Raw genomic sequence first — 23,538 nt, forward strand, 5'->3', positions numbered from 1 at the left:
ACCCGCTCTCGATGACCGGATAAAGGTCGTTTTGAACAAATTATGAGCAGCTGTCGGGTTATCGCCGCTGGGCAGGTTGGCGGCTGAAGGTGCCGGAAATCCGGCACCTGGGACTCACTCTGGCGAGTGGAAGCTGAGGCTGTAGTTCACGGCCTTGGTGCCCGGATCGAGGATTTCCAGGGACACGTGGATCGGCGTCTGCGGTGGCATTTCCGCCTGGCCGGCGAGTTCGCCCGCAAGGTATTCGCCGGGTTTGAAGCGACGACTGGCAAGCAGCTGGCCGCTGATGTCGGCGAAGCGCAGCTCCAGCAGCGGGAACGGCTGGGCGAACGGAGCGCGGTTGTAGAGGATGGCATCGACCACCAGCGAGTTGCGGAACTCCGGATGGCTGCGCACCACCAGGTTGCTGCTCTTGATCTGCTCGATATCGACCTTGGATGGCAGATGGCAGCCGATCTCCGGGCACAGCTGTTCGAACCACGGGCGGTACTGGTCCTGACGGGCCAGCTCTTCGAAGTGATAAGCCACGTATTGAGTGGCCAGTGCGCCGAGTGCCAGCAGGTTGATCAGGCCCCAGGCCAGCCAGCGGCCCCAGGGTTTGCGGTTTTCCTGCCAGTCGAGTTGCAGCGGTTCGTCCGTGAGGTCGAGCAGGTGCTCGTTGCGCAGGTTCGGCTCGTTGCGCTCGCTCCGCTCCAGGCGGCTGCCGGGCAGGGCGTAGTCAGTGTCGTCGACCTCATCGATGTCGGCCCCGCCAAAGGCCGGCTCGGTACGTTCGGTCGCCCTGGGCTCATCGGCATCGTCGTCGCGTTCGGCCTTCAGTTCGGCCTGTGGGCGTGGCTCGCTCGGTGTCTCTAGGTTCGCCGCCGGCATTACGCGCGGTGCGGGGGCGCTGGGCTTGACCTCCAGGCGCGGGGTGTTCTGTTCGGCGTGCAGCAGCGATTCGGCCCAGGCTTCGTCGTGGCGATTGTCGTCCGGGAGCGGCGCACTGAGCGGTTGCTCGCGGTCCGGCTTGAAGGCGAGGAATTCCTGCGACAGCTGCAGTTCCTGTTCTTCCAGCTTGGCCAGCTCTTCGTCGAGGTCGAGGCTGTCGAGGTCGAGGTCGTCGTGAATCCACAGGGTCTCGCTCGCGGGCTTGTCGGCCGCGGCGGGCTTGCTCACGCTGACTGCTGGAGCTGGAGCTGGAGCTGGAGCTGGAGCTGGAGCTGGAGCGCGGACCGCGGGCACTGTCGGCGGCGTAGGGGCCGGGCGGGCAGGCGCAGGGGCCACTGGCGCAGGGCCGGGTGCCGCCGGCTTGGCCGCGCGTTGATCAACCAGCAGTTGTTGCGCCGCATTGAACACGTGCATGCAGGCGCCGCAACGCACCGCGCCATGGGCGGCGCCCAGCTGTGCGCGGCTGATGCGGAAGCTGGTGCGGCAATGGGGGCACTGGGTGACGAAACTGTCGGTCATGCGGCGGTCCGGGTGGTGCGAGGCGCTAGTTTACCCAAGCGGGAGGTGAAAAACGCAAGCCTGGCCTCAGCGGCGTACGCCGCTGATGCGTACCCAGCCATCCTTGAGGGCGGTCGGGTCGAGGTCGAAGGCGTCCTGGTACGCGGCGCGCACGTCGTCGGCCTGCTCGGCGAGGATGCCCGACAGCGCCAGGCGACCGCCGGATTTGACCAGGCTGGTGATCTGCGGCGCCAGCGACACCAACGGGCCGGCAAGAATGTTCGCCACCACCACGTCGGCCTGTTGCTGCGGCAGGTCGGCGGGCAGGTAGACAGGGAAGCGGGCCGGGTCGATCTGGTTGCGCGAGGCGTTGTCACGCGAGGCCTCCAGGGCCTGCGGATCGATGTCGGTGCCGACTGCGCGCGGCGCGCCGAGCAGCAGCGCGGCGATGGCGAGGATGCCCGAGCCGCAGCCGAAATCCAGCACGTCGCAGTCCTTCAGCTCCTGGCCGTCCAGCCACTCCAGGCACAGCGCGGTAGTTGGGTGGGTGCCGGTGCCGAAGGCCAGGCCCGGGTCGAGCAGCAGGTTGACCGCGTCCGGCTCCGGGGCGGCGTGCCAGCTCGGCACGATCCACAAGCGCTGGCCGAAACGCATCGGCTGGAAGTTGTCCATCCAGCTGCGTTCCCAATCCTGGTCGGCGATGTGCTCGATCTGGTGTTCGGGCAGTGCGGCGCCGGTCAGCAGCTCCAGGTGGGCAACCAGGTTGGCGGCATCGGTGTCGGCCTCGAACAGCGCGAGCAGGTGGGTGTGGGTCCACAGCGGGGTGGTGCCCAGGTCCGGCTCGAAGATCGGCTGGTCTTCGGCATCCATGAAGGTCACCGAAACCGCGCCGACACCCAGCAGGGCGTCTTCGTAGGTTTCCGCCTGATCCGGGGTGATGGCGAGACGGACTTGTAACCAGGGCATGGCGAACCTCGATGCAGCGGGAAAAAGTGACCCCTCACGGGGCGGGCAAGCTTACTTGAGGCATGCACGCCGCGCCAGCCGGGCTGTCCAGGCGGTCAAGGCCGCGGTAGGCGAGGTGGCAGCTGCCAGCGCCGAGCAGGGCCGGCAGCAACAGGTTGAGCACCGGCACCAGTGCCAGCAGCAGGATCAGCAGGCCGAAGGCGATGGTCGCGCCACGCTGCTTGCGCACCGCCTGCATCTGTTCGGCGCCACTGGCCAGGCCCGACAGCGCCGCCGGTACCAGGAAGCGCACGTTGAGGTAGGCCAGCAGCAATAGCAGCAGCACGCCATTGAGCACCGGCACCGCCAGGCACAGCAGCGGGCCGATACCGATGCCCAGCCACGGGCCGAGGTGAAAACGCCCTGCCTGCAGCAAATTACCGTCGCCAGGCGTGCGTTGTGCCAGCTGCGGATACTGTTTGAGTGCGCGCTCGCGCAGGCTGCTCATCAGTACCCAGCGCAGGGCCAGGCGGATGCTCAGCACGATCAGGCCGACATAGAGCACGACGATCATCGCCACGGTCAGCAGGGCGGCGTACATCACCAGCATCGCCAGGGCTGGGCCGATACCGGCCATGCCGCTGATGCTGGCGCTCGCGCCACCCCCGAGCGAGGGCAGGAAGCCGAGTACCGCGGCGCCGTAGACGACGAACAGCGAGAGCAGGCCGGCGGCCTGGGCGATCAGTTCGAAGTGGGCGTAGAAGGCCCAGGTCCACAGGCTGAACATCAGCAGGCAGAGGCCGGATGAGCGCAGCAGGATGCCCGGCCGCAGGCTGGAGCGCAGCGCCAGACCCAGACAGATAAAGGCTTCGCCGAAGGCGGGGCCAATGGCCAGGAAACGGCTTTTCAGAGACATGCAGGCGTCCTTGCAGAACGAACAAGGGCCGCTTGTAGCGGCCCTTGTCGTGGCGACGGTGCGTGGAGCTTAGTGCTTATCCATCCCGAGTTTTTTCTCGAGGTAGTGGATATTCACGCCGCCCTTGGCAAAGCCCTTGTCCACGACCAGGTCGCGGTGCAGCGGGATGTTGGTCTTGATGCCGTCGACCACGATCTCGTCCAGGGCATTGCGCATGCGCGCCATGGCCTCGGCGCGGTCCTTGCCGTAGGTGATCAGCTTGCCGATCAGCGAGTCGTAGTTCGGCGGTACCGAGTAGCCGCTGTACAGGTGCGAGTCGACGCGCACGCCGTTGCCGCCCGGCGCGTGGAAATGCTTGACCTTGCCGGGGCAGGGCATGAAGTTGTCCGGGTCTTCGGCGTTGATCCGGCACTCCAGGGAATGGCCGCGGATGACCACGTCGCTCTGCTTGAACGACAGCTTGTTGCCGGCGGCGATGCTGAGCATTTCCTTGACGATGTCGATGCCGGTGACCATTTCGGTGACCGGGTGCTCGACCTGGACGCGGGTGTTCATCTCGATGAAGTAGAAACGACCGTCTTCATAGAGGAACTCGAAGGTCCCAGCGCCGCGGTAGCCGATCTCGATGCAGGCATCGACACAGCGCTGCAGTACTTCGGCGCGGGCCTTCTCGTCGATACCCGGGGCTGGCGCTTCTTCCAGAACCTTCTGGTGGCGGCGTTGCAGCGAGCAGTCGCGGTCACCCAGGTGGATGGCGTTGCCCTGGCCGTCGGACAGCACCTGGACTTCGACGTGACGCGGGTTGCCGAGGAACTTCTCCAGGTAGACCATCGGGTTGCCGAACGCGGCACCGGCTTCGGTGCGGGTCAGCTTGGCCGACTTGATCAGGTCTTCTTCCTTGTGTACCACGCGCATGCCGCGACCACCGCCGCCACCGGCGGCCTTGATGATCACCGGGTAGCCCACTTCACGGGCGATCTGCAGCGCAGTGGCTTCGTCTTCCGGCAGCGGACCGTCGGAGCCAGGCACCACGGGTACGCCGGATTTGATCATGGCGTCCTTGGCGCACACCTTGTCGCCCATCAGGCGAATGGTGTCGGCTTTCGGGCCGATGAAGGCGAAGCCGGATTTTTCCACCTGCTCGGCGAAGTCGGCGTTTTCCGCGAGGAAGCCGTAGCCGGGGTGGATGGCGGTGGCGCCAGTGACTTCGGCGGCGCTGATGATCGCCGGGATATTCAGGTAGGACAGATTGCCCGGTGCCGGACCGATGCAGACGGATTCGTCGGCCAGGCCCAGGTGCATCAGCTCACGGTCGGCGGTGGAGTGCACGGCCACCGTCTTGATGCCCAGCTCCTTGCAGGCACGCAGGATGCGCAGGGCAATTTCGCCACGGTTGGCGATCAGGACTTTTTGCAGCTTCTGCATCGCAGGTTCCCCGCTCATCAAACGATGGTGAACAGGGGCTGGTCGTATTCAACCGGCTGGCCGTTGTCTGCCAGGATCGATTCGATCACGCCACTGGCTTCGGCTTCGATGTGGTTCATCATTTTCATCGCTTCGACGATGCACAGGATGTCGCCCTTCTTCACGGTCTGCCCGACTTCGGCGAAGTTGCCGGAGGTTGGCGAGGCGGCGCGGTAGAAGGTGCCGACCATCGGCGAGCGAACCACATGGCCATTCAGCTTGGCGGCAGCGGGCGCTGCATCGGCAACGGCTGCCGGAGCGGCGGCGACCGGGGCAGCGGCAGGGGCTGGTGCCGGGGCGTACATCGGCTGGGCGAAAGTCGGTTGCTTGCTGTGGCGGCTGATGCGCACGGACTCTTCGCCCTCGCGGATCTCCAGCTCGTCGATGCCGGACTCTTCCAGCAGTTCGATCAGTTTTTTGACTTTACGGATATCCATAGGTGTTCAACTCCCAGTCAGGTCAGGGTCGTTCAAGTTGTTCGAGTGCGGCCTCCAGGGCCAGCCGGTAACCGCTGGCGCCAAGGCCGCAGATCACTCCCACGGCAACGTCGGAAAAGTAGGAGTGATGGCGGAAGGCTTCGCGTTTGTGCACGTTGGACAGGTGCACTTCGATGAATGGGATGCTCACTGCCAGCAATGCGTCACGTAATGCCACGCTGGTATGTGTGAAAGCGGCCGGATTGATCAGGATGAAGTCGACGCCTTCGGCCTTTGCGGCGTGAATGCGCTCGATAAGTTCGTACTCGGCATTGCTCTGCAGATAGAGCAGGTGATGGCCGGCATTGCGTGCGCGCTGTTCGAGATCCTGATTGATCTGCGCCAGGGTGGTGGCGCCGTAGACACCGGGCTCGCGGGTGCCCAGCAGATTGAGATTGGGGCCGTGCAGCACCAGTAGGGTGGCCATGCGGTTTGTCCTTGTTATCTGTGCCGGGGTGGGCGGGACTATGCCGAATGCGCCGCGAGCTGTCCAGTTGCCGGCAATAGTCGACACGATGGCCGAATATTGCCGCAGATATATGACGCCGACACTACCGTCGGGCGCTTGCCTGGGTCAGCCGCTCGGCGAACTGCGGCGCATCGATCTCCCCTACGACACGCAGATCGGACCATTCGTCACCGTTGCCGGAAAAAAACTGGATGGCGGGTGGGCCGAACAGCTGGTAGCGATCGAGCAGTGCGCGCTGGGCGGGATTGCTCTCGGTGATGTCGAAGCGGACCAGGCGATAGCCGGCGAACTGCGCCTGCACGGCCGGGTCACTGAACACTTCGCGCTCGATCACCTTGCAGCTGATGCACCAGTCGGCGTACCAGTCGAGCAGCAGCGGCTCACCGGCGCTCTTCGCCGCGGCCAGGGCCGCGTCCAGCTCGCTCGGGGTGGTGACGGTCTGCCAGCTGGCGTGGGCCTGAGTGGAGGTGCTGGCGACTGCCGCGGCCGCCGGCTGACCGAGCGGACGCAGCGGATCGCTCTGGCCCTGCAGGGCGCCGACCCAGGCGACCACGGCATACACCAGCAGCGGCAGGCTGAGCACGTGGGCGACTTTCTGGTGATGGGTCTTGGGCGTCAGCTCCAGCGCGCCGAGCCACAGTGCCACGCCGGCCGCAAGCAGGCCCCACAGGGCCAGGCTGATCGGGCCGGGCAGCACGCGCTCGAGAAGCCAGATCGATACGGCCAGCAACAGTGCGCCGAAGGCGTTGCGCACACTGATCATCCAGGCGCCGGATTTCGGCAGCAACGCGCCGCCGCCGACGGCGAACAGCACCAGTGGCGCGCCCATGCCCAGGCCCAGCGCCAGCAGCTTGAGACCGCCACCGAGGGCGTCACCGCTGGCGCTGATGTACAGCAGCGCACCGGCCAGTGGCGCCGATACGCACGGCGAAACCAGCAGGCTGGAGAGAATGCCGAGCACCGCGGCGCTGAGCAGGGTGCCACCCTCCCGGCGCTGGCTCAGGCGCTCCAGCGGGGCGCTGAGGGCGGCGGGCAGGCGCAGTTCGAGAAAGCCCAGGCTGGCGGCGGCGAACAGGGCGAAGAAGATGGCGAATGGCACCAGCACCCAGGGTGATTGCAGGCGCGCCTGCAGATTCAGCTCGCTGCCGAACAGGCCCATCAGTGCGCCGAGCACCGCGAAGCTCGCCGCCATCGGCACCACGTAGGCCAGCGACAGGCTCAGCCCGCGCAGGCCGCCAGGCTGACCGCGCAACACCACGCCGGTGAGGATCGGCAGCATCGGCAGCACGCACGGGGTGAAGGCCAGGCCGAGGCCGGCGAGGAAGAACAGCGCCAGTTCCTTCCAGCTCCAGCCTGTTTCGCTGCTGCTCGGCGCGCTGGCCGGTGCTTCGGCCGCTGTTGCCAGGGCGGCGGCATCACCGACTTCGATGCGTTCCTTTTCCGGCGGGTAGCACAGGCCCTTGTCGGCGCAGCCCTGGTAGCCGACATGCACGGTCAACGGCAGGTTGTGCGGGTTGTTCAGCTGCACCTCGACATCGGTGATGCCGTAGTAGACCTCGACATCGCCGAAGTACTCGTCGTGCTTCGGCTCGCCGGCCGGCAGCACGGCTTCACCCTTGGCCAGGTCGCTCGGCTCGACGCGGAACTCGAAGCGGTGGCGGTAGAGGTAATAGCCTTCGGCATTGACGAAACGCAGTTTGACGGCGGTCGGCGAGCTTTCCACCAGGCTCAGGCGAAATGCCTCGCGGACCGGCAGGAAGTCCTGGCTGTTGTTCAGCGGCGCACCCAGCTCGGCCGGCGGCAGCTTGTCGAACAGGCCAGCGTGGCTGGGCAGACTCAGCAGCAGAAGGAGGAACAGCGACAGCAGACGGTGCATGGCAGGCTCGCACGAGGGACGTGGCGGGCATCATACCCAAGTCGGCCGGGCGACCCCATAAGGCGGCATGCCGCAGGGCGTCAGCGGATGGTGCAGAGCGACCGGAGGTATTGCACGTTGGGCGGTGCGGTCCCTTTCTCCTCTCCCCAGCCCTCTCCCTTGGGGAGAGCGCATGGACGCTAGCGCTGGCCGATCGTGATGTCGCGGGGACGGCGCCCAACGCCAGCGACCTAGCCGACTCTGAACGCCTGCACCGCCGTATGCAGCTGACCACCGAGCTGCAGCAACTGCTCGCCCTGCTGGCGACCCTCGCCGATGCGTGCCAGGTTGTCGCCGCCGAGCTGGTGGATGCGCTCGCTGTGGCCGCGGATTTCGCTGGCGGCGCCGCCCTGCTGGGCGGTGGCTTCGGCGATGCGCTCGGCCATGCTGGCGATGGTGCGGATCGAGATCACCACTTCGTCGAGCGCGCCGTCGGCCTGTTCGGCGCGGCTGGCGGTGGCTTCGGCGTGTTCGACCTGGGCGCGCATCGCCGACACCGACTTCTGCGCGGCCTGCTGCAGGCGGGTGATCAGTTGCTGGATTTCCTCGGTGGCGCCGCTGGTGCGCTGGGCCAGCGAGCGCACTTCGTCGGCGACCACGGCGAAGCCGCGGCCCATTTCGCCGGCGCGCGCGGCTTCGATGGCGGCGTTGAGGGCGAGCAGGTTGGTCTGTTCGGCGACGCTGCGGATCACCGTTAGCACCTGGCCGATGGTTGCGGTTTCCTCGGCCAGTTGTTCGATCGACAGGGCGTTGCTCTGTACTTCGCCGACCAGCGCATGCAGCCCGGTCAGGCTCTGTTCGATGACGTTCTGCCCGTGCTCCACCGCCTGGCTCGCCGAGCGGCTGGCGTTGGCGGTCTGGCTGGCGTCGTCGGCGACCTGCTGGATGGTGTTCTCCAGGTCGCCGAGGGCATCGCGGATCTGCGCGGTATCGGCCAACTGCCGTTCGGCGCCACCATGCAGGCCCTGGCTGAGATCGGCCAGGGCCTGGCTGCTGCCGGCTACTGCGCCGGCGTGCTGGTGAATGGTGCCGACCAGGTCGACCAGATAACGGCGCAGGTGATTCAGCGAGTCCTCGATGGCGCGCATCTCACGAGTGCGCGAGTTGAGGCTGATGCCTTCGGCGAAGTCACCGGCGGCCCAGGTCGACAGCGCCGGAGCGAGTTCGCCGAGGACATTGCTCAGGCGGCGCTGGATGCGGTCCAGGGCCAGGGCGACCAGCAGGATCAGGCCGATCATCAGGCCCTGGATCACCCGCACTTCCCCCTGGATGCGCTGCTGCTCGGCGCGTACCGCCGGCTCCAGCGCGGTCAGCGCCTGCTGCAGACTGCTGACCTTGGCGGCGGTGCTGCTGGCCAGATCGCTACGTGATTCAATTTGCGTGCGCGTGCGTGCCAGCTCCGCGGGGTAGCGCTTGAGCAGGCTGGCCAGCTCGCGCTTGAGGCCGACGCCGCGGTCTTCCACCTGCTGTTCTTCACTGCTGGTGTCGAGGCCGAGCATGGCGGCGAAGGCGCCGGCACCGGAATCGTTGCTGGCCGCGACGCCCAGCAGCGGCAGTTGCTCCAGGGCACTCATCTGCTGGGCCAGAGCGGCCAGTTCGCGCTCGACGTCGGCGGCCAGTTCGCTGCGCCCGCTGCTGACTAGCTTGCTGCGGGCGTGGGCCAGGCGGGTGAGGTGCTGGGCGGCCTGCAACAGCGGCGTGCGGTAGTTCGCGGCCTCGGCGCTGTCGCTGTCGGCGGCGTAGCGGGTCAGTTGGTCGAGGCTGGCGGCCAGCTCGCGTTCGGCCTGGATCAGCAGACCCTGCGGGTCGCCGGCCAGCTTGCCGGCGGCAAGCAGCTCGTTGGCGGTGAAGGTGCGCAGTTCGTCGAGGCTGGGGCGCAGGTCATCGGCCAGGGCCGGCGGCAGGTGCGTGAGGTTCTGGTCGAGGGTGTCCAGCGCCTGGCTGGCCTGGTTGTGCCGCTGGGTGTCGCCGCTGGCCAGGTAGTCCTGGATGCTGGTGCTGATCTGCTGGAACTGCTGCGACAGGTCGACGTAGCGCTGCATCAGCAGGTACGGGCGCTGCAGCGCCTGTTCGGACCACCACAGCGTGGCGCCGAGGGCCAGGCAGGCGGTGACGAGGAGGGCGGTGGACAGATTGGTGAGCAGCTTGAGACGCATGATGGCAGCAACCGGAATGCTTGATCGGTGCTGTCGAGGTTATTGCGGTTCGGTTTCAGCTTCGTGACAGCGTGATCTGCGTCACGCTGTCCGGTGTCTTCAGCCGAGGTAGATTTCCACCCGGTTGCGCCCGCCGTGTTTGGCGACGTAGAGCGCTTCGTCGGCCTGCTTGGAGAGCATGTTGCTGTCCATATCGTCGCGCAGTTCGGCGATGCCGCAGCTGAAGGTGCAGGCCAGGTCCTGCGGCTGCGCGGGGTAGTGGATCTCGGAGAAGCGCTTGCGGATCTCGTCGAGCACCTTGGCCGCGGTGGCCGCGTCGGTGTCCGGCAGGACCACGGCGAATTCCTCGCCACCGTAGCGGCCGATATGGTCGGTCTTGCGCAGGCGCTGCTTGAGGAACAGCGCCATGCTCTTGATCACGCGGTCGCCCATGGGGTGGCCGTAGGTGTCGTTGACCCGCTTGAAGTGGTCGATGTCGAGCATGGCGAAGGTCAGCGGCTGGCCGTCGCGACGGGCGCGGAAGCGCGCATCTTCGAGCAGCTGCAGGGTGTGGGTGTGGTTGTACAGGCCGGTGAGGCTGTCGCGCACCATGCGCGCACGCAGGTTGCGGGCGCGGGCGGCGCGGTTGCGCACGGTGGCGATCAGGTGGCGCGGCTTGATCGGCTTGGTGAGGAAGTCGTCGCCGCCTTCGCTCATGGCGTCGAGCTGCTTGTCCAGGTCGTCCTCGGCGGACAGGTAGATGATCGGCACGCTGACATAGCGGTCGTTGTGGCGGATCACCTTGGCCAGCTCCGGGCCGTTGCAGTCGGGCATGTACATGTCGAGGATGATCAGGTCCGGCTGGAAATCGGCCAGCTCCGCCATCGCCTGGATCGGCTCGGTCAGGGTGCGGGTGACGATGCCGGCGCTGTTGAGCACGCGCTCGGTGTGGGTGGCCTGGGCGCGCGAGTCGTCGATTACCAGTACCTTGTAGGGTTCGTACTGGCTGACGTGGGTCAGCACCTCGACCCGCTCGATCAGGCTCGAGGCGTCCAGGCTGCCGGTGAAGAATTCCTGGCCGCCGGCGCGCACAGCCGCCAGGCGGGTCGGGGTATCGGTGTCGTCGTGGCTGAAGAACAGCAGGGGCAGCTTCTGCTCCAGGCCTGCCTGTGCTTCGCTGGCCAGCTGCAAACCGCGACCGGGGCCGGCGAAGTCCACTTCCATGAGGATTGCCGCGGGGTGGCGCTCCTTCATTTCGGCAAGAAAGGCGTTGGCGTCGGGCAGGGCCTGGGCGGTGAGGCCGAAGAATTCCAGTTGCTGGGCCAGGCGCTGGGCGCGCTCGAAATCCTGCAGGGCCAGGTATACCGGCTTGCGCAGCGGCGGCAGGAAGGTCTGTTCGTACTGGTCGCCGTGGCGCAGGCCGGTGCGCGACAGGCGCTGCATGAGCTGGTTGAGTTCGGTGATCAGCTGGCTGGTCAGGCGACCGCGGTTGGCTTCCACGGCGCTCAGGCAGTTGGCGATGGCGTCGGCCAGGCGCACGTGGACATCCTGCTCGAAGCGCTCCGCGTAGCGCAGCAACCCCTGGTTGACTTCGGCCAGCTCGGCCATGTCGGTCGGGTTCCACTCGCCTTGTTGCAGGCGCTGCCACACTTCGAGGACCTGGCGGGCCTGGTAGATCACACGCTTGGCGAAATGCTGCTTGAGGCGGTCGCGGCTGGGATCTTCTTGCTCGATCATGACCTGGCGTCTGTGTGGCGCCCGCTGGGCGGACGAAATGATGGCCCCATGCTACCACTCGGGGCGTCAGGAAAAACTGCCGCCGATCAATTGGCGTCAACCTTTCATCTTTTGGCCATTTTGCCCGAGTTTGGTTCGCCGCCCTCTGCAATGCGGCTGTGCGGCGCGCAGGCTTCACTTATAGTGCAGTACTGGCAACACTCTGGCTGTGCTGTGGTCGGAGTACTGGAGCATTGATCCGCTCCTCGCATCTTGCGGCGTCGCCCGTCCCCCGGATGGCCGCCGACTCGCCCGATTCGCCTTGGCCCGCCTCACCGCGAGCAGGCTCCATGACGTAAGGACATGACCATGCTGGACTGGAAGAAACGCACAGAAGGCTTGCGCGACAACGTCGACAATTCCGTAGACGGCGCGCGCAGCTACTTCGGTGGCCTGTGGCTGAGCCGCGCGCTGGGCACGCTGCTCGCCCTGTACCTGCTGATAGCGCTGGTGGTGGGTTGGTACTGGAGCCAGGAACCCGAGCTGTTCCCGGTGCAACAGCATTCCCAGGCCGCGGCGGAAGCGGCCCAGCGCAAGTTGACCGTCGGCTACACCACGGTGGAAACCGTGAAACAGGTCGCCAGCACCCTGCTGACCAAACCGGGTGGCTACCTGAGCAACGACCTGGCGCCGCCCGGTCTGTGGCTGGACGACATGCCGAGCTGGGAATACGGTGTGCTGGTGCAGGTGCGTGACATCTCACGCGCCCTGCGCAAGGACTTCGCCCGTTCGCAGTCGCAATCCACCGAAGACCCAGACCTGGCCAAGGCCGAACCGCGCTTCAACTTCGACAACAAGAGCTGGGCGCTGCCGGCCTCGGAGGACGAGTATGCCGAAGGCATCAAGTCGCTGGATCGCTACCTCGCCCGCTTGTCCGACCCGAGTCAGGCCAATGCGCAGTTCTATGCCCGTGCCGACAACCTGAACAACTGGCTGGGCGACACTGCGACCCGCCTCGGTTCGCTGTCGCAGCGCCTGTCCGCCAGCGTCGGCCGGGTGCGCCTGAACACTGACGTCGAGCCGAACCAGCCGATCCCCGAAGGGCAGATCGTGCCGGTGCGCGAGGAAGAGGTGAAAACCCCGTGGCTGCAGATCGACAACGTTTTCTATGAGGCACGCGGCCAGGCCTGGGCGCTGTCGCATATCCTGCGCGCCATCGAGGTGGATTTCGCCGATGTGCTGGCGAAGAAGAACGCCACCGTCAGCGTGCGCCAGATCATTCGCGAGCTGGAAGCGGCGCAGGAGCCACTGTGGAGCCCGATGATCCTCAATGGCAGTGGCTATGGCGTGTTGGCCAACCACTCGCTGGTGATGGCCAACTACATCTCCCGCGCCAACGCGGCGATCATCGACCTGCGCACCCTGCTGAGCCAGGGCTGAGGCATGACGATCACCCAGGGCGAGCTGAAGCATCGCAGCGCGTCGGATGCCGAGCTGGTCACCTGGGTGGACGAACATGACCAGGTGCTCGGCCAGTTGCCCCGCGCCGAGCTGCGCGCCCGCGGCCTGATCGGTCGCGGCACCTTCATTCTGCTGTTCAACTCCGCCGGTGCGTTGTGCGTGCACCGGCGCACCCTGAGCAAGGCCATCTACCCCGGTTACTGGGATGTCGCTGCCGGCGGCATGGTGGCCGCTGGGGAGGAGTACGCCGCCTCGGCAGCCCGCGAGCTGGCTGAGGAACTGGGCATCTCCGGGGTTACGCTGCAGGCGCACGGGCACTTCCGCTTCGCCCGGGCGGACAACCAGCTGTGGGGCGGCGTGTTCTCGGCGGTGTCCGATGCGCCGCTGGTGCTGCAACCCGAGGAAGTGCTGGAGGCACGCTTCCTCACCCTCGACCAGGTACGCGCCGACATCGAGCGCGCAGCGTACTGCCCTGACTCGTTGCAGGCGTTGCAGCTGTATCTGGATTCGCAGCCCTGAGCGCCTGCGCGGATTTCTCGTAGGGTGCGCCGTGCGCACCAACACGCTCGCGGATAGCCTCAGGTGCGCCTGACGCACCCTACGTCTGACCTGTTGAGACGAAGGTGAGCACCCTACGTCCAGCTTGCAAGTTTCCTCGCCCCGGCACTCTCCCGGCGGGCAGGAGATACGAGCGAAAGCCGCCAACGGCGCGGCTTTGTGCAGTAATTCAGACGTTTTGTGCGGTATGCCGAACAAGGTCGCCAATCCGTTGGACAATGGCGCAATTTCGCACTTAGCACGGGCTGGCTTTGCCTTTACACTGCGCGGCCTCTGATCGCCGGCCTCGGCGTTCATGACCGGGCTCCCGCCCGTTGCGCTGCCCCTGCCAGAGTGGGGCCTCGCGGCTGACAGCCGTCAGCCAGTCGCTATCCTGACCAACCCAAGAGGAAAAAGCCGGTGGTCAAGAAAGCCGCGTCCTTTGCCGCCCTCGGCGGTCTCGTCTATTCCACCGATGGCGGTCGGCATTGCCCCGACTGTGGCCAGCCCGTGGACGCCTGCACCTGCAAGCAGACCCAGATTCCCGCCGGCGACGGCATCGCCCGCGTACGCCGCGAAACCAAGGGCCGGGGCGGCAAGACCGTCACCACCATCACCGGCGTGCCGCTGGCCGAAGAGCCGTTGAAGGAGCTCGCCAGTGCGCTGAAGAAACGCTGTGGTTGTGGCGGCGGGCTCAAGGAGGGCGTCATCGAGATCCAGGGCGACCACGTCGACCTGCTGCTCGACGAACTCGGCAAGCGCGGCTTCAAGGCGAAGAAATCCGGCGGCTGAAACGCCGCCCCGCGGCAGCCCGAGCAGGGCGCCCGGCGCAACAGCTTCTAAACTTCTCGACGAGATGGGCGGTCAACACTCCGTCATTCGTCATGTTATGGCTTTAACCTGCGGCGCGGTCCGGTGCACCCGGCCCGCTAGCAGATCCTTTGTTTCAGGGAGACCTCGATGGCCGTAAGACGTACACGCAAAGATGACGGAAGCCAGTGGACAGTCGCGGACAGCCGCAGCGTATATGGCATTCGCCACTGGGGCGCCGGCTACTTCTCGATCAACGATGCCGGGCGCGTGGAAGTGCGCCCGAACGGCCCGCAGAGCGCGCCGATCGATCTCTATGCCGAGCTCGACCAGCTGCGTGACAGCGGCCTGAGCCTGCCGCTGCTGGTGCGTTTCCCCGACATCCTGCAGGACCGTGTGCGCCAGCTCACCGGCGCCTTCGACGCCAACATCGAGCGCCTGGAATACCAGGGCCGCTACACCGCGCTGTACCCGATCAAGGTCAACCAGCAGGAAGCGGTGGTAGAGAACATCATCGCCACGCAGAACGTCGCCATCGGCCTGGAAGCCGGTTCCAAGCCCGAGCTTTTGGCCGTGCTGGCGCTGGCGCCGAAGGGCGGCACCATCGTCTGCAACGGCTACAAGGACCGCGAATTCATCAAGCTGGCGCTGATCGGGCAGAAGCTCGGCCACAACGTGTTCATCGTCATCGAGAAAGAATCCGAAGTGCAGCTGGTGATCGAGGAGGCCGCCGAACTCAAGGTGCAGCCGCAGATCGGCCTGCGCGTGCGCCTGTCTTCGCTGTCGTCGTCGAAATGGGCGGACACCGGTGGCGAGAAGTCCAAGTTCGGCCTCTCCGCCGCGCAGATCCTCTCCGTGGTCGAGCGCTTCCGCACCGCCGGCCTGGACCAGGGCATCCGCCTGCTGCACTTCCACATGGGTTCGCAGATCGCCAACATTGCCGACTACCGCAAGGGCTTCCGCGAGGCCATTCGCTACTACGGCGAGCTGCGCGCGCTGGGTCTGCCGGTCGAGCACATCGACGTCGGTGGCGGCCTGGGCGTCGACTACGACGGCACCCACTCGCGCAACGCCAGCTCGATCAACTACGACATGGACGACTACGCCGCCACCGTCGTCGACATGCTGAAAGAGTTCTGCGACCGCCAGGAGCTGCCGCACCCGCACATCTTCTCCGAGAGCGGCCGGGCGATGACTGCGCACCACGCCGTGCTGGTGGTGCAGGTGACCGACGTGGAGCGGCACAACGACGAGGAGCCGCACATCGACGCGGCCATCGAGCAGCCGGAAGTGCTGCACGCGCTGATCGAGCTGCTTGGCCCGAGCGACCCGGAAATGGTCGCCGAGAGCTACTGGCGCGCCACGCATCTGATCGAGGAAGTCGCCGCGCAGTATTCGGCCGGCAAACTCGACCTGCCGCAGAAGGCCCTGGCCGAGCAGTGCTACTTCGCCATCTGCCGCCGCCTGCACAACCAGCTCAAGGCGCGTCAGCGTTCGCACCGCGCGGTGCTCGACGAGCTCAACGACAAGCTGGCCGACAAGTACATCTGCAACTTCTCGGTGTTCCAGAGCCTGCCGGACACCTGGGCCATCGGCCAGATCCTGCCGATCCTGCCGCTCGACCGCCTCGACGAGGAGCCGCTGCGCCGTGCCGTGCTGCAGGACCTGACCTGCGACTCCGACGGCAAGATCCGCCAGTACGTCGACGAGCAGAGCATCGAGACCAGCCTGCCGGTGCACGAAGTGCGCGAGGGCGAGGACTACCTGCTGGGCATCTTCCTGGTCGGCGCCTACCAGGAAATCCTCGGCGACATGCACAACCTGTTCGGTGACACCGACTCGGTGAACATCTACCAGAACGCCGATGGCAGCGCCTACCACGCCGGGGTGGAAACCCACGACACCATCGAGGACATGCTGCGCTACGTGCACCTGTCGCCCGAGGAGTTGATGAACTACTACCGCGACAAGGTGGCTGGCGCCAAGCTCAGTGCCCGCGAGCGCACGCAGTACCTGGACGCCCTGCGCCTGGGCCTGACGCGCTCGTCGTATCTGTCGAGCTGATCGCTGTAGCGGTACGCCGTGCGCACCGCTACAACGGGCAACCGATAAGACGGATGCTCGCTAATACCCATGAAAAAGCCCGGCTTCTGCCGGGCTTTTTCGTTTCACACGATCAGCGCGTGATCATGCCGAAGCCTCGGGCCATCAGGCTGGCGAGTACCGGCAGGCAGACCAGCAGCAACAGCTCGATGCGGATGACCAGGATCGTGCGTTTGGCCTGCGCCGGAGTGATGGTCGGCGCGCGCCCTTCGAGCAGGTCGTTGCGCCAGTTGAAGAAGGTCATCGTCGGCACGATGGACAGCAGGCCGATGAGGATGAACAGGCCGAGCTTGGCGTGGAACAGGCTGTTCTGCAGGTAGTAGTCCAGGCCCTTGCCGTACCACAGCACGCGCGTCGCCCCGCTGGCCAGCACCAGCCCGGCGCTGATGCCGTAGGCGATATCGATGCGCAGCAGGCGGCGCGCGCTGGCGGCGTCCAGCACCGGTTTGAACAGCAGGTGCTCGGCAGTCAGCAGGGCGAACAGGATGAAGATCGACAGGTAGTGCAGGCTGGCGGCAATCGCGTCGGCCATGGTGGGTTCCTCAGGCGAAATCGCTGTTGTGAATGACGCGGTTGCGACCCTGCTGCTTGGCCTGGTACAGCGCGCGGTCGGCACGTTCCAGCACGCCGTTCTGGCTTTCGCCCGGCTCGAGCAGGGCCGTGCCGAAGCTGGCGGTGAGGGCGTGCCGGCTCTCGCCGAGGTCCATCGGCGTGGCGGCGATTTCCTGGCGGATGCGCTCGGCGATCAGGTGCAGCTCGTGGGCATCGTTGACCGTGACCACGGCAACGAATTCTTCGCCGCCCAGGCGCACCAGCAGATCGTCCGGGCGCAGGGCCGCGGCCATGCGCCGCGCGCTCTGCCACAGCACCTGATCGCCACCGGCATGCCCGTGCCGATCATTGACCTGTTTGAAGTGGTCGAGGTCGCAGAAGATCACCCCCAGGCGCTGGCCGCTGCGCGCGGCACTGGCCTGTTCACGCGGATAGAACTGGTTGAGCCCGGCGCGGTTCCACAGCTGGGTCAGCGGGTCGAGCAGGGCACGGCGCTGTTCGCGGTCGACATCGCCGCGCAGTTTCTGCGCCCGCTGGCTGACACTGCGCAGCTGCATGTAGCCCTCGGCCAGGGTGCCCAGGTCGCGCAGGCGCAGACGCTCGGTATGGCTCAACGTACGCGGGATCGGGTGCAGCATGCACAGCGTGCCGATCGGCTGGCCGTTGCTGCTGTGCAGCGGCTGGCCGGCGTAGAAGCGGATGTACGGCGGGCCGGTTACCACCGGGTTGTCGGCGAAGCGCGGGTCGAGCTGGGCGTCCTCGATCACCAGCATGCTGCGTGCGGCCACCGCATGCCCGCAGAAGGAAATGTCGCGCTCGGTCTGGTCGATGTCGAGGCCGATGCGGGCTTTGAACCACTGGCGGTTGCGGTCGATCAGGCTGATCAGCACCGAGTGCCCCTGGAACATTTCGCGGGTCAGGCGCACCAGGGTGTCGAGGTAGTGCTCGGCCGGAGTGTCGAGCAGGTCGAGCTCGTCGAGGGCGTTCTGGCGTTGCTGTTCATCGTGCGGGTGCGGGGCTGAAAGCATCAAGAACTCCGTTAGGCAGCAGTTGATATCCAGGCATCGTGACGGTGCAGGCGCCAGGCCATGGCGCCCAGGCTGACGCCCCTGATCAGCATAAAGCATAAAAACGCCAGCCACAGGCCGTGATTGCCCAGGCCCTGGCCGAGCCAGCCGATGGGCACCGCCAGGGCCACGGAGAACAGCATGGCATTGCGCATTTCCCGCGCGCGGGTAGCGCCGATGAACAGGCCGTCGAGCAGGTAACCCCATACCGCCAGCAACGGTAGCAGCGCCAGGTACGGCAGGTACTGGTAGGCCACCGCGCGCACCTCGGCGATGTCGCTCTGCAGGTTGACGAACTGCTGCCCGGCGACCAGGAACGCCAGGGCGAACAGCAAGCTGGCCAGCAGCGACCAGCCACCAGCGACTACCAGCGAGCGGCGCAGGGCATCGCGGTCGCGGGCGCCGATGGCGTAGCCGCACAGCGCTTCCACCGCGTGCGCCAGGCCATCGAGGGCGTGGGCGGTGAGCAGCAGGCCATTGAGCAGCAGCGCATTGGCCGCCACCGTGGCATCGCCCAGGCGCGCGCCCTGCACGGTGATCAGGAAGAACACCAGCTCCAGCGCCAGGGTACGGATGAAGATGTCGCGGTTCACCGCCAGCAGCGGCCGCCAGTTCGGCCAGCGCCCCAGTGCGGCCCAGTCCATGCGCCCCGGGTAGCGGCGCAAGGCGGGGCGGCAGAGGGCCAGGCCGAGCAGCGCACCGCTCCATTCGGCGATCACCGAGGCGCGCGCCGCGCCGAGTACGCCCCACTCCAGGCCGAGGACGAACCACAGCGCCAGCGCGGCGTTGAGCAGGTTGGTGAAGAGCAGGATGGCCAGCGGCGCACGGGCATTCTGCGTACCGAGAAACCAGCCGACCAGCGCGTAGCTGGCCAGCGCCGCAGGCAGGCCGAGCAGGCGCAGCTGAAAGAATTCGCGGGTCAGCGCGTCGAGTTCGGCGGAGGGGTTCATCAGGCCCAGGGCGAAGCCGCTGAACGGAATCGCCAGCGTGCCGAGCAGTAGCGCGAAGCCGAAGGCCAGCAGCAGTGCCTGCAACAGGATCTGCCGCAGCGCACCGCCATCGCCGCGGCCGCTGGCCTGGGCGGCGAATCCGGTGGTGCCCATGCGCAGGAAGCCCATCGCCCACACCAGCAGGGTGTACAGACTGCCGCCTACGGCCACGGCACCGAGCTGGTGGGCGTGCGGCAGATGGCCGACCACGGCGCTGTCGACCAGCGCCACCATCGGCACGGAGAGGTTGGAAAGAATCATCGGCGCGGCGAGGGCCCAGACCCGGCGGTGGGTCGGGGCGTGGCGCCAGGCGTCCTTGAGCGGGCTCATGCGGGGCTCCTACTGGGTGGCGCAGTATAGGCACGGTCTGCGACGGCATTGCCAAGCGCCATGCTCCTCGCAGACAATGCAAGTCATTATCATTTGATAAAGATTGCCGCCATGTCCGCCGACGACCTCGTGCTGCGCACCGCCGTTCATGACCTGTACAGCGACCATCATTCCTGGCTGCGGGGTTGGTTGCGCAAGCGTATCGGCAACAATTGCGATGCCGCGGACCTGGCGCAGGACACCTTCGTGCGGGTGATCAAGGCGCGCAGTGCGCTGCAGATCCGGGAGCCACGGCATTACCTGTCCACCGTCGCCAAGGGCCTGCTGATCGACCTGTTCCGCCGGCGCTCGCTGGAGAATGCCTACCTCGAGGCCCTGGCCTGCGTGCCGGAGGCCGAGCAGCCGTCGCTGGAAGAGCAGGCATTGCTGCTGGAGGCGCTACTGGAGATCGACCGCCTGCTCGACGGCCTCGGCGCCACGGTCAAGCAGACCTTCATCCTTTCCCAGTGCGACGGCCTGCCCTACGCCGAGATCGCTCGCCGCCTGGGTATTTCCCTGCGCACGGTGAACAACCACATGGCCAAGGCCATGGAGCATTGCTGCCTGATGCTGGCGCAATTGCCATGAGCCAGCCGCACAATCTGTCTCCCGCCGAACTCGATGCCATCCGCAGCGCGGCGCAGTGGTACGCGCGCCTGGCCTCGGGTACCGAGAGCGAACACGACCGCGCCGAATGGGATCGCTGGCACGCCGCCGACCCGCTGCACCGCCAGGCCTGGCAGCGTATCGAGTCGGTGCGGGCGCAGGTACTGCGGGTGCCGGGGCGCATTGCCGCGCCGGCGTTGCAGGCCGCGGTGCATTCGCGGCGTCAGGTGTTGCGGGGCGTGGTGGTGCTGGTCGGTGCCGGTTCGCTGGGCGCGCTGGCCTGGCGCAGCGACCTGCGCCAGACCTGGATGGCCGACTACCGCACGGCGGTCGGCGAGCGGCGTGCGTTCAGCCTGGCCGACGGTAGCTCGCTGCTGCTCAACACCGCCACGGCGCTGGACGTGCGCTTCGACGGTGAGCAGCGCCTGCTGACCCTGCGCCGCGGGGAAATCCTCGTGACCACCGCGGTCGATGCGCAGCAGCGGCCGTTTCTGGTCGACACCCCGCACGGCCGGGTGCAGGCGCTGGGCACGCGCTTCACCGTACGCACCGACGAGCTCGGCAGCGAAGTGGCGGTGCTGGAAAAGGCCGTGGCCGTAACCCCGCGCGGCGCGACCCGCAGCGTGCGCCTGGAGGCCGGACAGCGCATCGGCTTCGACGCCCAGGTGATTGGCGCGCCGCGGGGCAACGATGCCTCGGTCGGGGGCTGGGAGCAGGGCAGCCTGATCGCCATCGATCGGCCGCTGGGCGAGGTGCTTGGCGAATTGGCGCGCTACCGTGCCGGCTGGCTGCGCTGCGATCCGGCGGTGGCCGGGCTGCGGGTGTCCGGCGCCTTTCCGCTGGATGATACCGACCTGGCCCTGGCAGCCCTGGAAAGTGGCTTCCCGCTGCAGGTGGTGCGCCGTACCCGCTACTGGGTCAGCGTAGTGCCACGGGCCTGAGCCGCGGTGATTTGCGCCCGGCGTGAAAATAATTGTTCGCAGCGTTGCACTTTTGTCCGGTTTGTTTCGGCTCCCAGTGCATTAGCGGCCCATTTGGCCGATTGCAGAGGGGAGAAACCATGTCGCGCCACACCGTCCACCGCCCACACCCGCTGGTCCGTGCCATCCAGGCTGCGCTGCTGTGCGCCAGCGTCAGTGCCGCCTTGCCGGTCATGGCCGCCGATGCCGCTACGCCCGGTAGCGCCCAGACCAGCCGTTCGTTTGCCGTCGCTGCCGGCTCGCTGACCGAAGCCCTCAGCCGCTTCGCCAGTGCCGCCGGCGTGGCGCTGTCGTTCGATGCGGCGCAGACCGAAGGGCGTCGTTCACCCGGCCTGCGTGGCGAGTACTCGGTGGAGTCCGGCTTCGCCACGCTGCTCGCCGGCAGTGGCCTGCAGGCCGTGCGCCAGGGCAATGGCAGCTACATCCTGCTCGGCGGTGACGGCAATGGTGCGGTGGAGTTGGGCGCGACCAACGTCTCCGGGCTGGTCAGCGCGACCACCGAAGGCAGCCGTTCCTACACCGCCAACCGGGTGACCCTGGGCAAGGGCGAGCATTCGCTGAAGGAAATCCCGCAGTCGGTGACGGTGATCACCCGCCAGCGCATGGATGACCAGAACCTCAACACCCTCGATCAGGTGCTGGAGCAGAGCACCGGCATCACCACCTTCCAGAGCCCATCCGGCGGCAAGTACGTGTACTCGCGCGGTTTCGAGGTCGACACCTACCAGTACGACGGCGTGGCGATGAACCGCCGTTTCTACACCCGTGGCAACAGCTTCGTCGCCGACACCCTGATCTACGACCGCGTGGAACTGCTGCGCGGCGCCAACGGCCTGCTGCAGGGTTCGGGTGGGCCGGGCGCCGCCATCAACCTGGTGCGCAAACGACCCAAAGCCGAACCTGCCGTATCGATCACCGCCAGTGCCGGCTCCTGGGACACCTATCGGCAGAGCATCGATGCCAGCACACCGCTGACGGCCGATGGCGCCTTGCGCGGTCGTGTGGTGGCCGGGCATGAAGACCGCGACTACTTCTACGACACCGCCGAAAGCCGCAAGAACGTGCTCTACGGCATTCTCGAATACGAGTTCAGCCCGGCCACGGTGCTGGCCGTGGGTGCCAGCGTGGAGGACCTGAAGTCCACGCCGTTCTTCGGTGGTCTGCCGCGCAACCAGGGGGGCAGCGGCACCAGCGCCAGCCGCTCGACCTTCTACGGCGCCGACTGGAACAAGTGGGACAACAAGCAGGTGACCTACTTCAGCGACCTGACCCACGACTTCAACGATGACTGGCGGCTGAAAGTAGCGGGCAGCTACGTGCGCGAAACCAACGACATGCTCTACGCCTTCAGCCGTGGCGCGGTGAATGAGGCAACCGGCAACGGCCTCAACGCCCGGGCGTACCTGTACGACTTCGAGAACACCAACAAGGCCATCGACATCAACCTCGCCGGCAAATGGCAGGCCTTCGAGCGCGAGCATGAAGTGATCGTCGGCGCCAACGCCAACGACCTGGAAAACGACGACCTGATGGCGGGCAACTACACATTCCCCGGCTTCGTGCCGAACATTTACGACCCGGTGTCGCCGCCACGACCCAGCGATGCCACGCTGATGAACCTGCCCTATTCGGCCTACACCGACGGCCGTATCCGCCAGAACGGCCTCTACGGGGTGGTGCGTTACAAGCTTGCTGACCCGTTGACCGCCGTGCTCGGTGGTCGGGTCAGCAATTACACCTCGACCTTCGACTCCACCAGCGTGCAGACCGGCGTGACCAGCCCGTCCAAGGTCAAGGAAACCGGTGTGGTGACCCCATACGCGGGCCTGATCTACGCCTTGAACGAGCAGTGGTCGGCGTATGTCAGCTATGCGGATATCTTCCAGCCGCAGACCGACATCACCGCCGACAACCAGACGATCGAACCGATTGTCGGCAGCAACTACGAACTGGGCTTGAAGGGCGAATTGCTCGATGGCCGTGTAAACACCAGCTTCTCGGTCTTCCGTATCGAGCAGGAAAACAAGGCGTTCTACGACGAGCTCGGTGCTGTCAGCGCGACAGGCACGGTGCGGGCGGAAGGCTTCGATGCCGAGATCAGCGGCGAGGTGCTGACCGACCTGCAACTGTTTGCCGGCTACACCTACACCACCACCGAGAACATCAAGGCCTCAGAGGGCGAGGGTGAATCGTTCAACCCGGCAACCCCGCGGCACATGCTGCGCCTGTGGGCGGACTATCGCCTGCCGGGTGAGTGGAATCGCCTGAGCATCGGTGCCGGTGGCAGCGTGCAGAGCAAGACCTTCAACAGCAACTTCTACACCAAACCATACATCGAGCAAGGCGGTTACGCGATCTGGAACGCGCGCGTTGGCTACCGCTTCAACGAGAACTTCAGCGCCGCCATCAACGGCAACAACCTGCTCGACAAGCGCTATTTCTCCACCGTTGGCCACATGAACTCGGATAGCTACTTCGGCGAACCGCGCAACTACACGCTGACCCTCAAGGCGGATTTCTAAGAATCCGCGCTGCCTCTCTCGCAGGGGGGCGCCGGCAAGCCCACAAGTGGTGTGCGGTGCGCACGGCGCGCCCTACGG

General features: G+C 66.3%; 18 protein-coding genes and 1 pseudogene. 7 read left to right on the forward strand and 12 right to left on the reverse strand.

Translation table 11 applies throughout. From position 1 onward, the window contains the following. Nucleotides 1-114: 114 nt before the first annotated feature. The 9 genes and pseudogenes from IB229_RS21275 to IB229_RS21315 all read right to left on the reverse strand — a co-directional run bounded on the left by IB229_RS21275 (nt 115) and on the right by IB229_RS21315 (nt 11,485). Nucleotides 115-1,449: a DUF3426 domain-containing protein gene (locus IB229_RS21275; RefSeq protein WP_192331938.1), complete on the reverse strand. Its 1,335-nt coding sequence runs from the start codon at nt 1,447-1,449 to the stop codon at nt 115-117. 66 nt (nt 1,450-1,515) lie between these two features. Further along, nucleotides 1,516-2,394: a 50S ribosomal protein L11 methyltransferase gene (prmA, locus tag IB229_RS21280; protein WP_192331939.1), complete on the reverse strand. Its 879-nt coding sequence runs from the start codon at nt 2,392-2,394 to the stop codon at nt 1,516-1,518. Nucleotides 2,395-2,428: 34 nt separating this feature from the next. Then, nucleotides 2,429-3,289, reverse strand: coding sequence for an EI24 domain-containing protein (locus tag IB229_RS21285; RefSeq protein WP_192331940.1), 861 nt, complete (start codon nt 3,287-3,289; stop codon nt 2,429-2,431). A 69-nt stretch (nt 3,290-3,358) separates the two neighbouring features. Continuing rightward, nucleotides 3,359-4,714: an acetyl-CoA carboxylase biotin carboxylase subunit gene (gene accC, locus IB229_RS21290; RefSeq protein ID WP_412547809.1), complete on the reverse strand. Its 1,356-nt coding sequence runs from the start codon at nt 4,712-4,714 to the stop codon at nt 3,359-3,361. 17 nt (nt 4,715-4,731) lie between these two features. Continuing rightward, entirely contained in the window at nt 4,732-5,190 is a 459-nt protein-coding gene (accB, locus tag IB229_RS21295; RefSeq protein ID WP_192331942.1) for an acetyl-CoA carboxylase biotin carboxyl carrier protein, read from the reverse strand. A 22-nt stretch (nt 5,191-5,212) separates the two neighbouring features. Then, a complete protein-coding gene (gene aroQ, locus IB229_RS21300; protein WP_192331943.1) occupies nt 5,213-5,656 on the reverse strand; it encodes a type II 3-dehydroquinate dehydratase in 444 nt (147 codons plus the stop codon). 124 nt (nt 5,657-5,780) lie between these two features. After that, entirely contained in the window at nt 5,781-7,574 is a 1,794-nt protein-coding gene (locus IB229_RS21305; RefSeq protein WP_192331944.1) for a protein-disulfide reductase DsbD, read from the reverse strand. 230 nt (nt 7,575-7,804) lie between these two features. Further along, a pseudogene (locus IB229_RS22370) lies at nt 7,805-8,308 on the reverse strand (methyl-accepting chemotaxis protein); the annotation flags it as partial. Between the two features lie 1,560 nt (nt 8,309-9,868). Then, nucleotides 9,869-11,485, reverse strand: coding sequence for a response regulator (locus IB229_RS21315; RefSeq protein WP_192331946.1), 1,617 nt, complete (start codon nt 11,483-11,485; stop codon nt 9,869-9,871). 348 nt (nt 11,486-11,833) lie between these two features. On the opposite strand from IB229_RS21315, the gene IB229_RS21320 reads away from it, so the two are divergent. From IB229_RS21320 to speA, 4 genes are all read left to right on the forward strand, one after another. Continuing rightward, nucleotides 11,834-12,904, forward strand: coding sequence for a DUF2333 family protein (locus tag IB229_RS21320; protein WP_192331947.1), 1,071 nt, complete (start codon nt 11,834-11,836; stop codon nt 12,902-12,904). A 3-nt stretch (nt 12,905-12,907) separates the two neighbouring features. Continuing rightward, the gene (locus tag IB229_RS21325; RefSeq protein WP_192331948.1) at nt 12,908-13,444 is read left to right on the forward strand and encodes an NUDIX hydrolase; all 537 of its coding nucleotides are present in this window, start codon (nt 12,908-12,910) and stop codon (nt 13,442-13,444) included. 438 nt (nt 13,445-13,882) lie between these two features. After that, nucleotides 13,883-14,254 (forward strand): translation initiation factor Sui1, encoded by a 372-nt coding sequence (locus IB229_RS21330; protein ID WP_192331949.1) that lies wholly within the window; start codon nt 13,883-13,885, stop codon nt 14,252-14,254. Between the two features lie 168 nt (nt 14,255-14,422). Then, on the forward strand, nt 14,423-16,336 hold the full coding sequence (gene speA, locus IB229_RS21335; RefSeq protein WP_192331950.1) for an arginine decarboxylase: 1,914 nt from the start codon (nt 14,423-14,425) through the stop codon (nt 16,334-16,336). A 112-nt stretch (nt 16,337-16,448) separates the two neighbouring features. On the opposite strand, the gene IB229_RS21340 is transcribed toward speA, so the two are convergent. Genes IB229_RS21340 through IB229_RS21350 form a run of 3 tightly spaced genes read right to left on the reverse strand, consistent with a single transcriptional unit; the run spans nt 16,449 to nt 19,313 of the window. After that, nucleotides 16,449-16,907 (reverse strand): DUF2214 family protein, encoded by a 459-nt coding sequence (locus IB229_RS21340; RefSeq protein ID WP_192331951.1) that lies wholly within the window; start codon nt 16,905-16,907, stop codon nt 16,449-16,451. A 10-nt stretch (nt 16,908-16,917) separates the two neighbouring features. Continuing rightward, nucleotides 16,918-17,955, reverse strand: coding sequence for a sensor domain-containing diguanylate cyclase (locus IB229_RS21345; protein ID WP_192331952.1), 1,038 nt, complete (start codon nt 17,953-17,955; stop codon nt 16,918-16,920). Between the two features lie 11 nt (nt 17,956-17,966). Beyond that, nucleotides 17,967-19,313, reverse strand: a complete 1,347-nt coding sequence (locus tag IB229_RS21350) for an MATE family efflux transporter (protein WP_192331953.1) — start codon at nt 19,311-19,313, stop codon at nt 17,967-17,969. Between the two features lie 111 nt (nt 19,314-19,424). Between IB229_RS21350 and IB229_RS21355 the strand changes: the two genes are divergently transcribed. From IB229_RS21355 to IB229_RS21365, 3 genes are all read left to right on the forward strand, one after another. Beyond that, on the forward strand, nt 19,425-19,940 hold the full coding sequence (locus IB229_RS21355; RefSeq protein WP_192331954.1) for a sigma-70 family RNA polymerase sigma factor: 516 nt from the start codon (nt 19,425-19,427) through the stop codon (nt 19,938-19,940). Beyond that, nucleotides 19,937-20,899 (forward strand): FecR domain-containing protein, encoded by a 963-nt coding sequence (locus tag IB229_RS21360; protein ID WP_192331955.1) that lies wholly within the window; start codon nt 19,937-19,939, stop codon nt 20,897-20,899. Before IB229_RS21355 ends, IB229_RS21360 begins: the two co-directional genes overlap by 4 nt. A gap of 119 nt (nt 20,900-21,018) precedes the next feature. Further along, nucleotides 21,019-23,460: a TonB-dependent siderophore receptor gene (locus tag IB229_RS21365; protein WP_225579284.1), complete on the forward strand. Its 2,442-nt coding sequence runs from the start codon at nt 21,019-21,021 to the stop codon at nt 23,458-23,460. Nucleotides 23,461-23,538: the final 78 nt, after the last annotated feature.

This window comes from Pseudomonas sp. PDM14 (assembly GCF_014851905.1).
In the GTDB taxonomy this organism is placed as follows: domain Bacteria; phylum Pseudomonadota; class Gammaproteobacteria; order Pseudomonadales; family Pseudomonadaceae; genus Aquipseudomonas.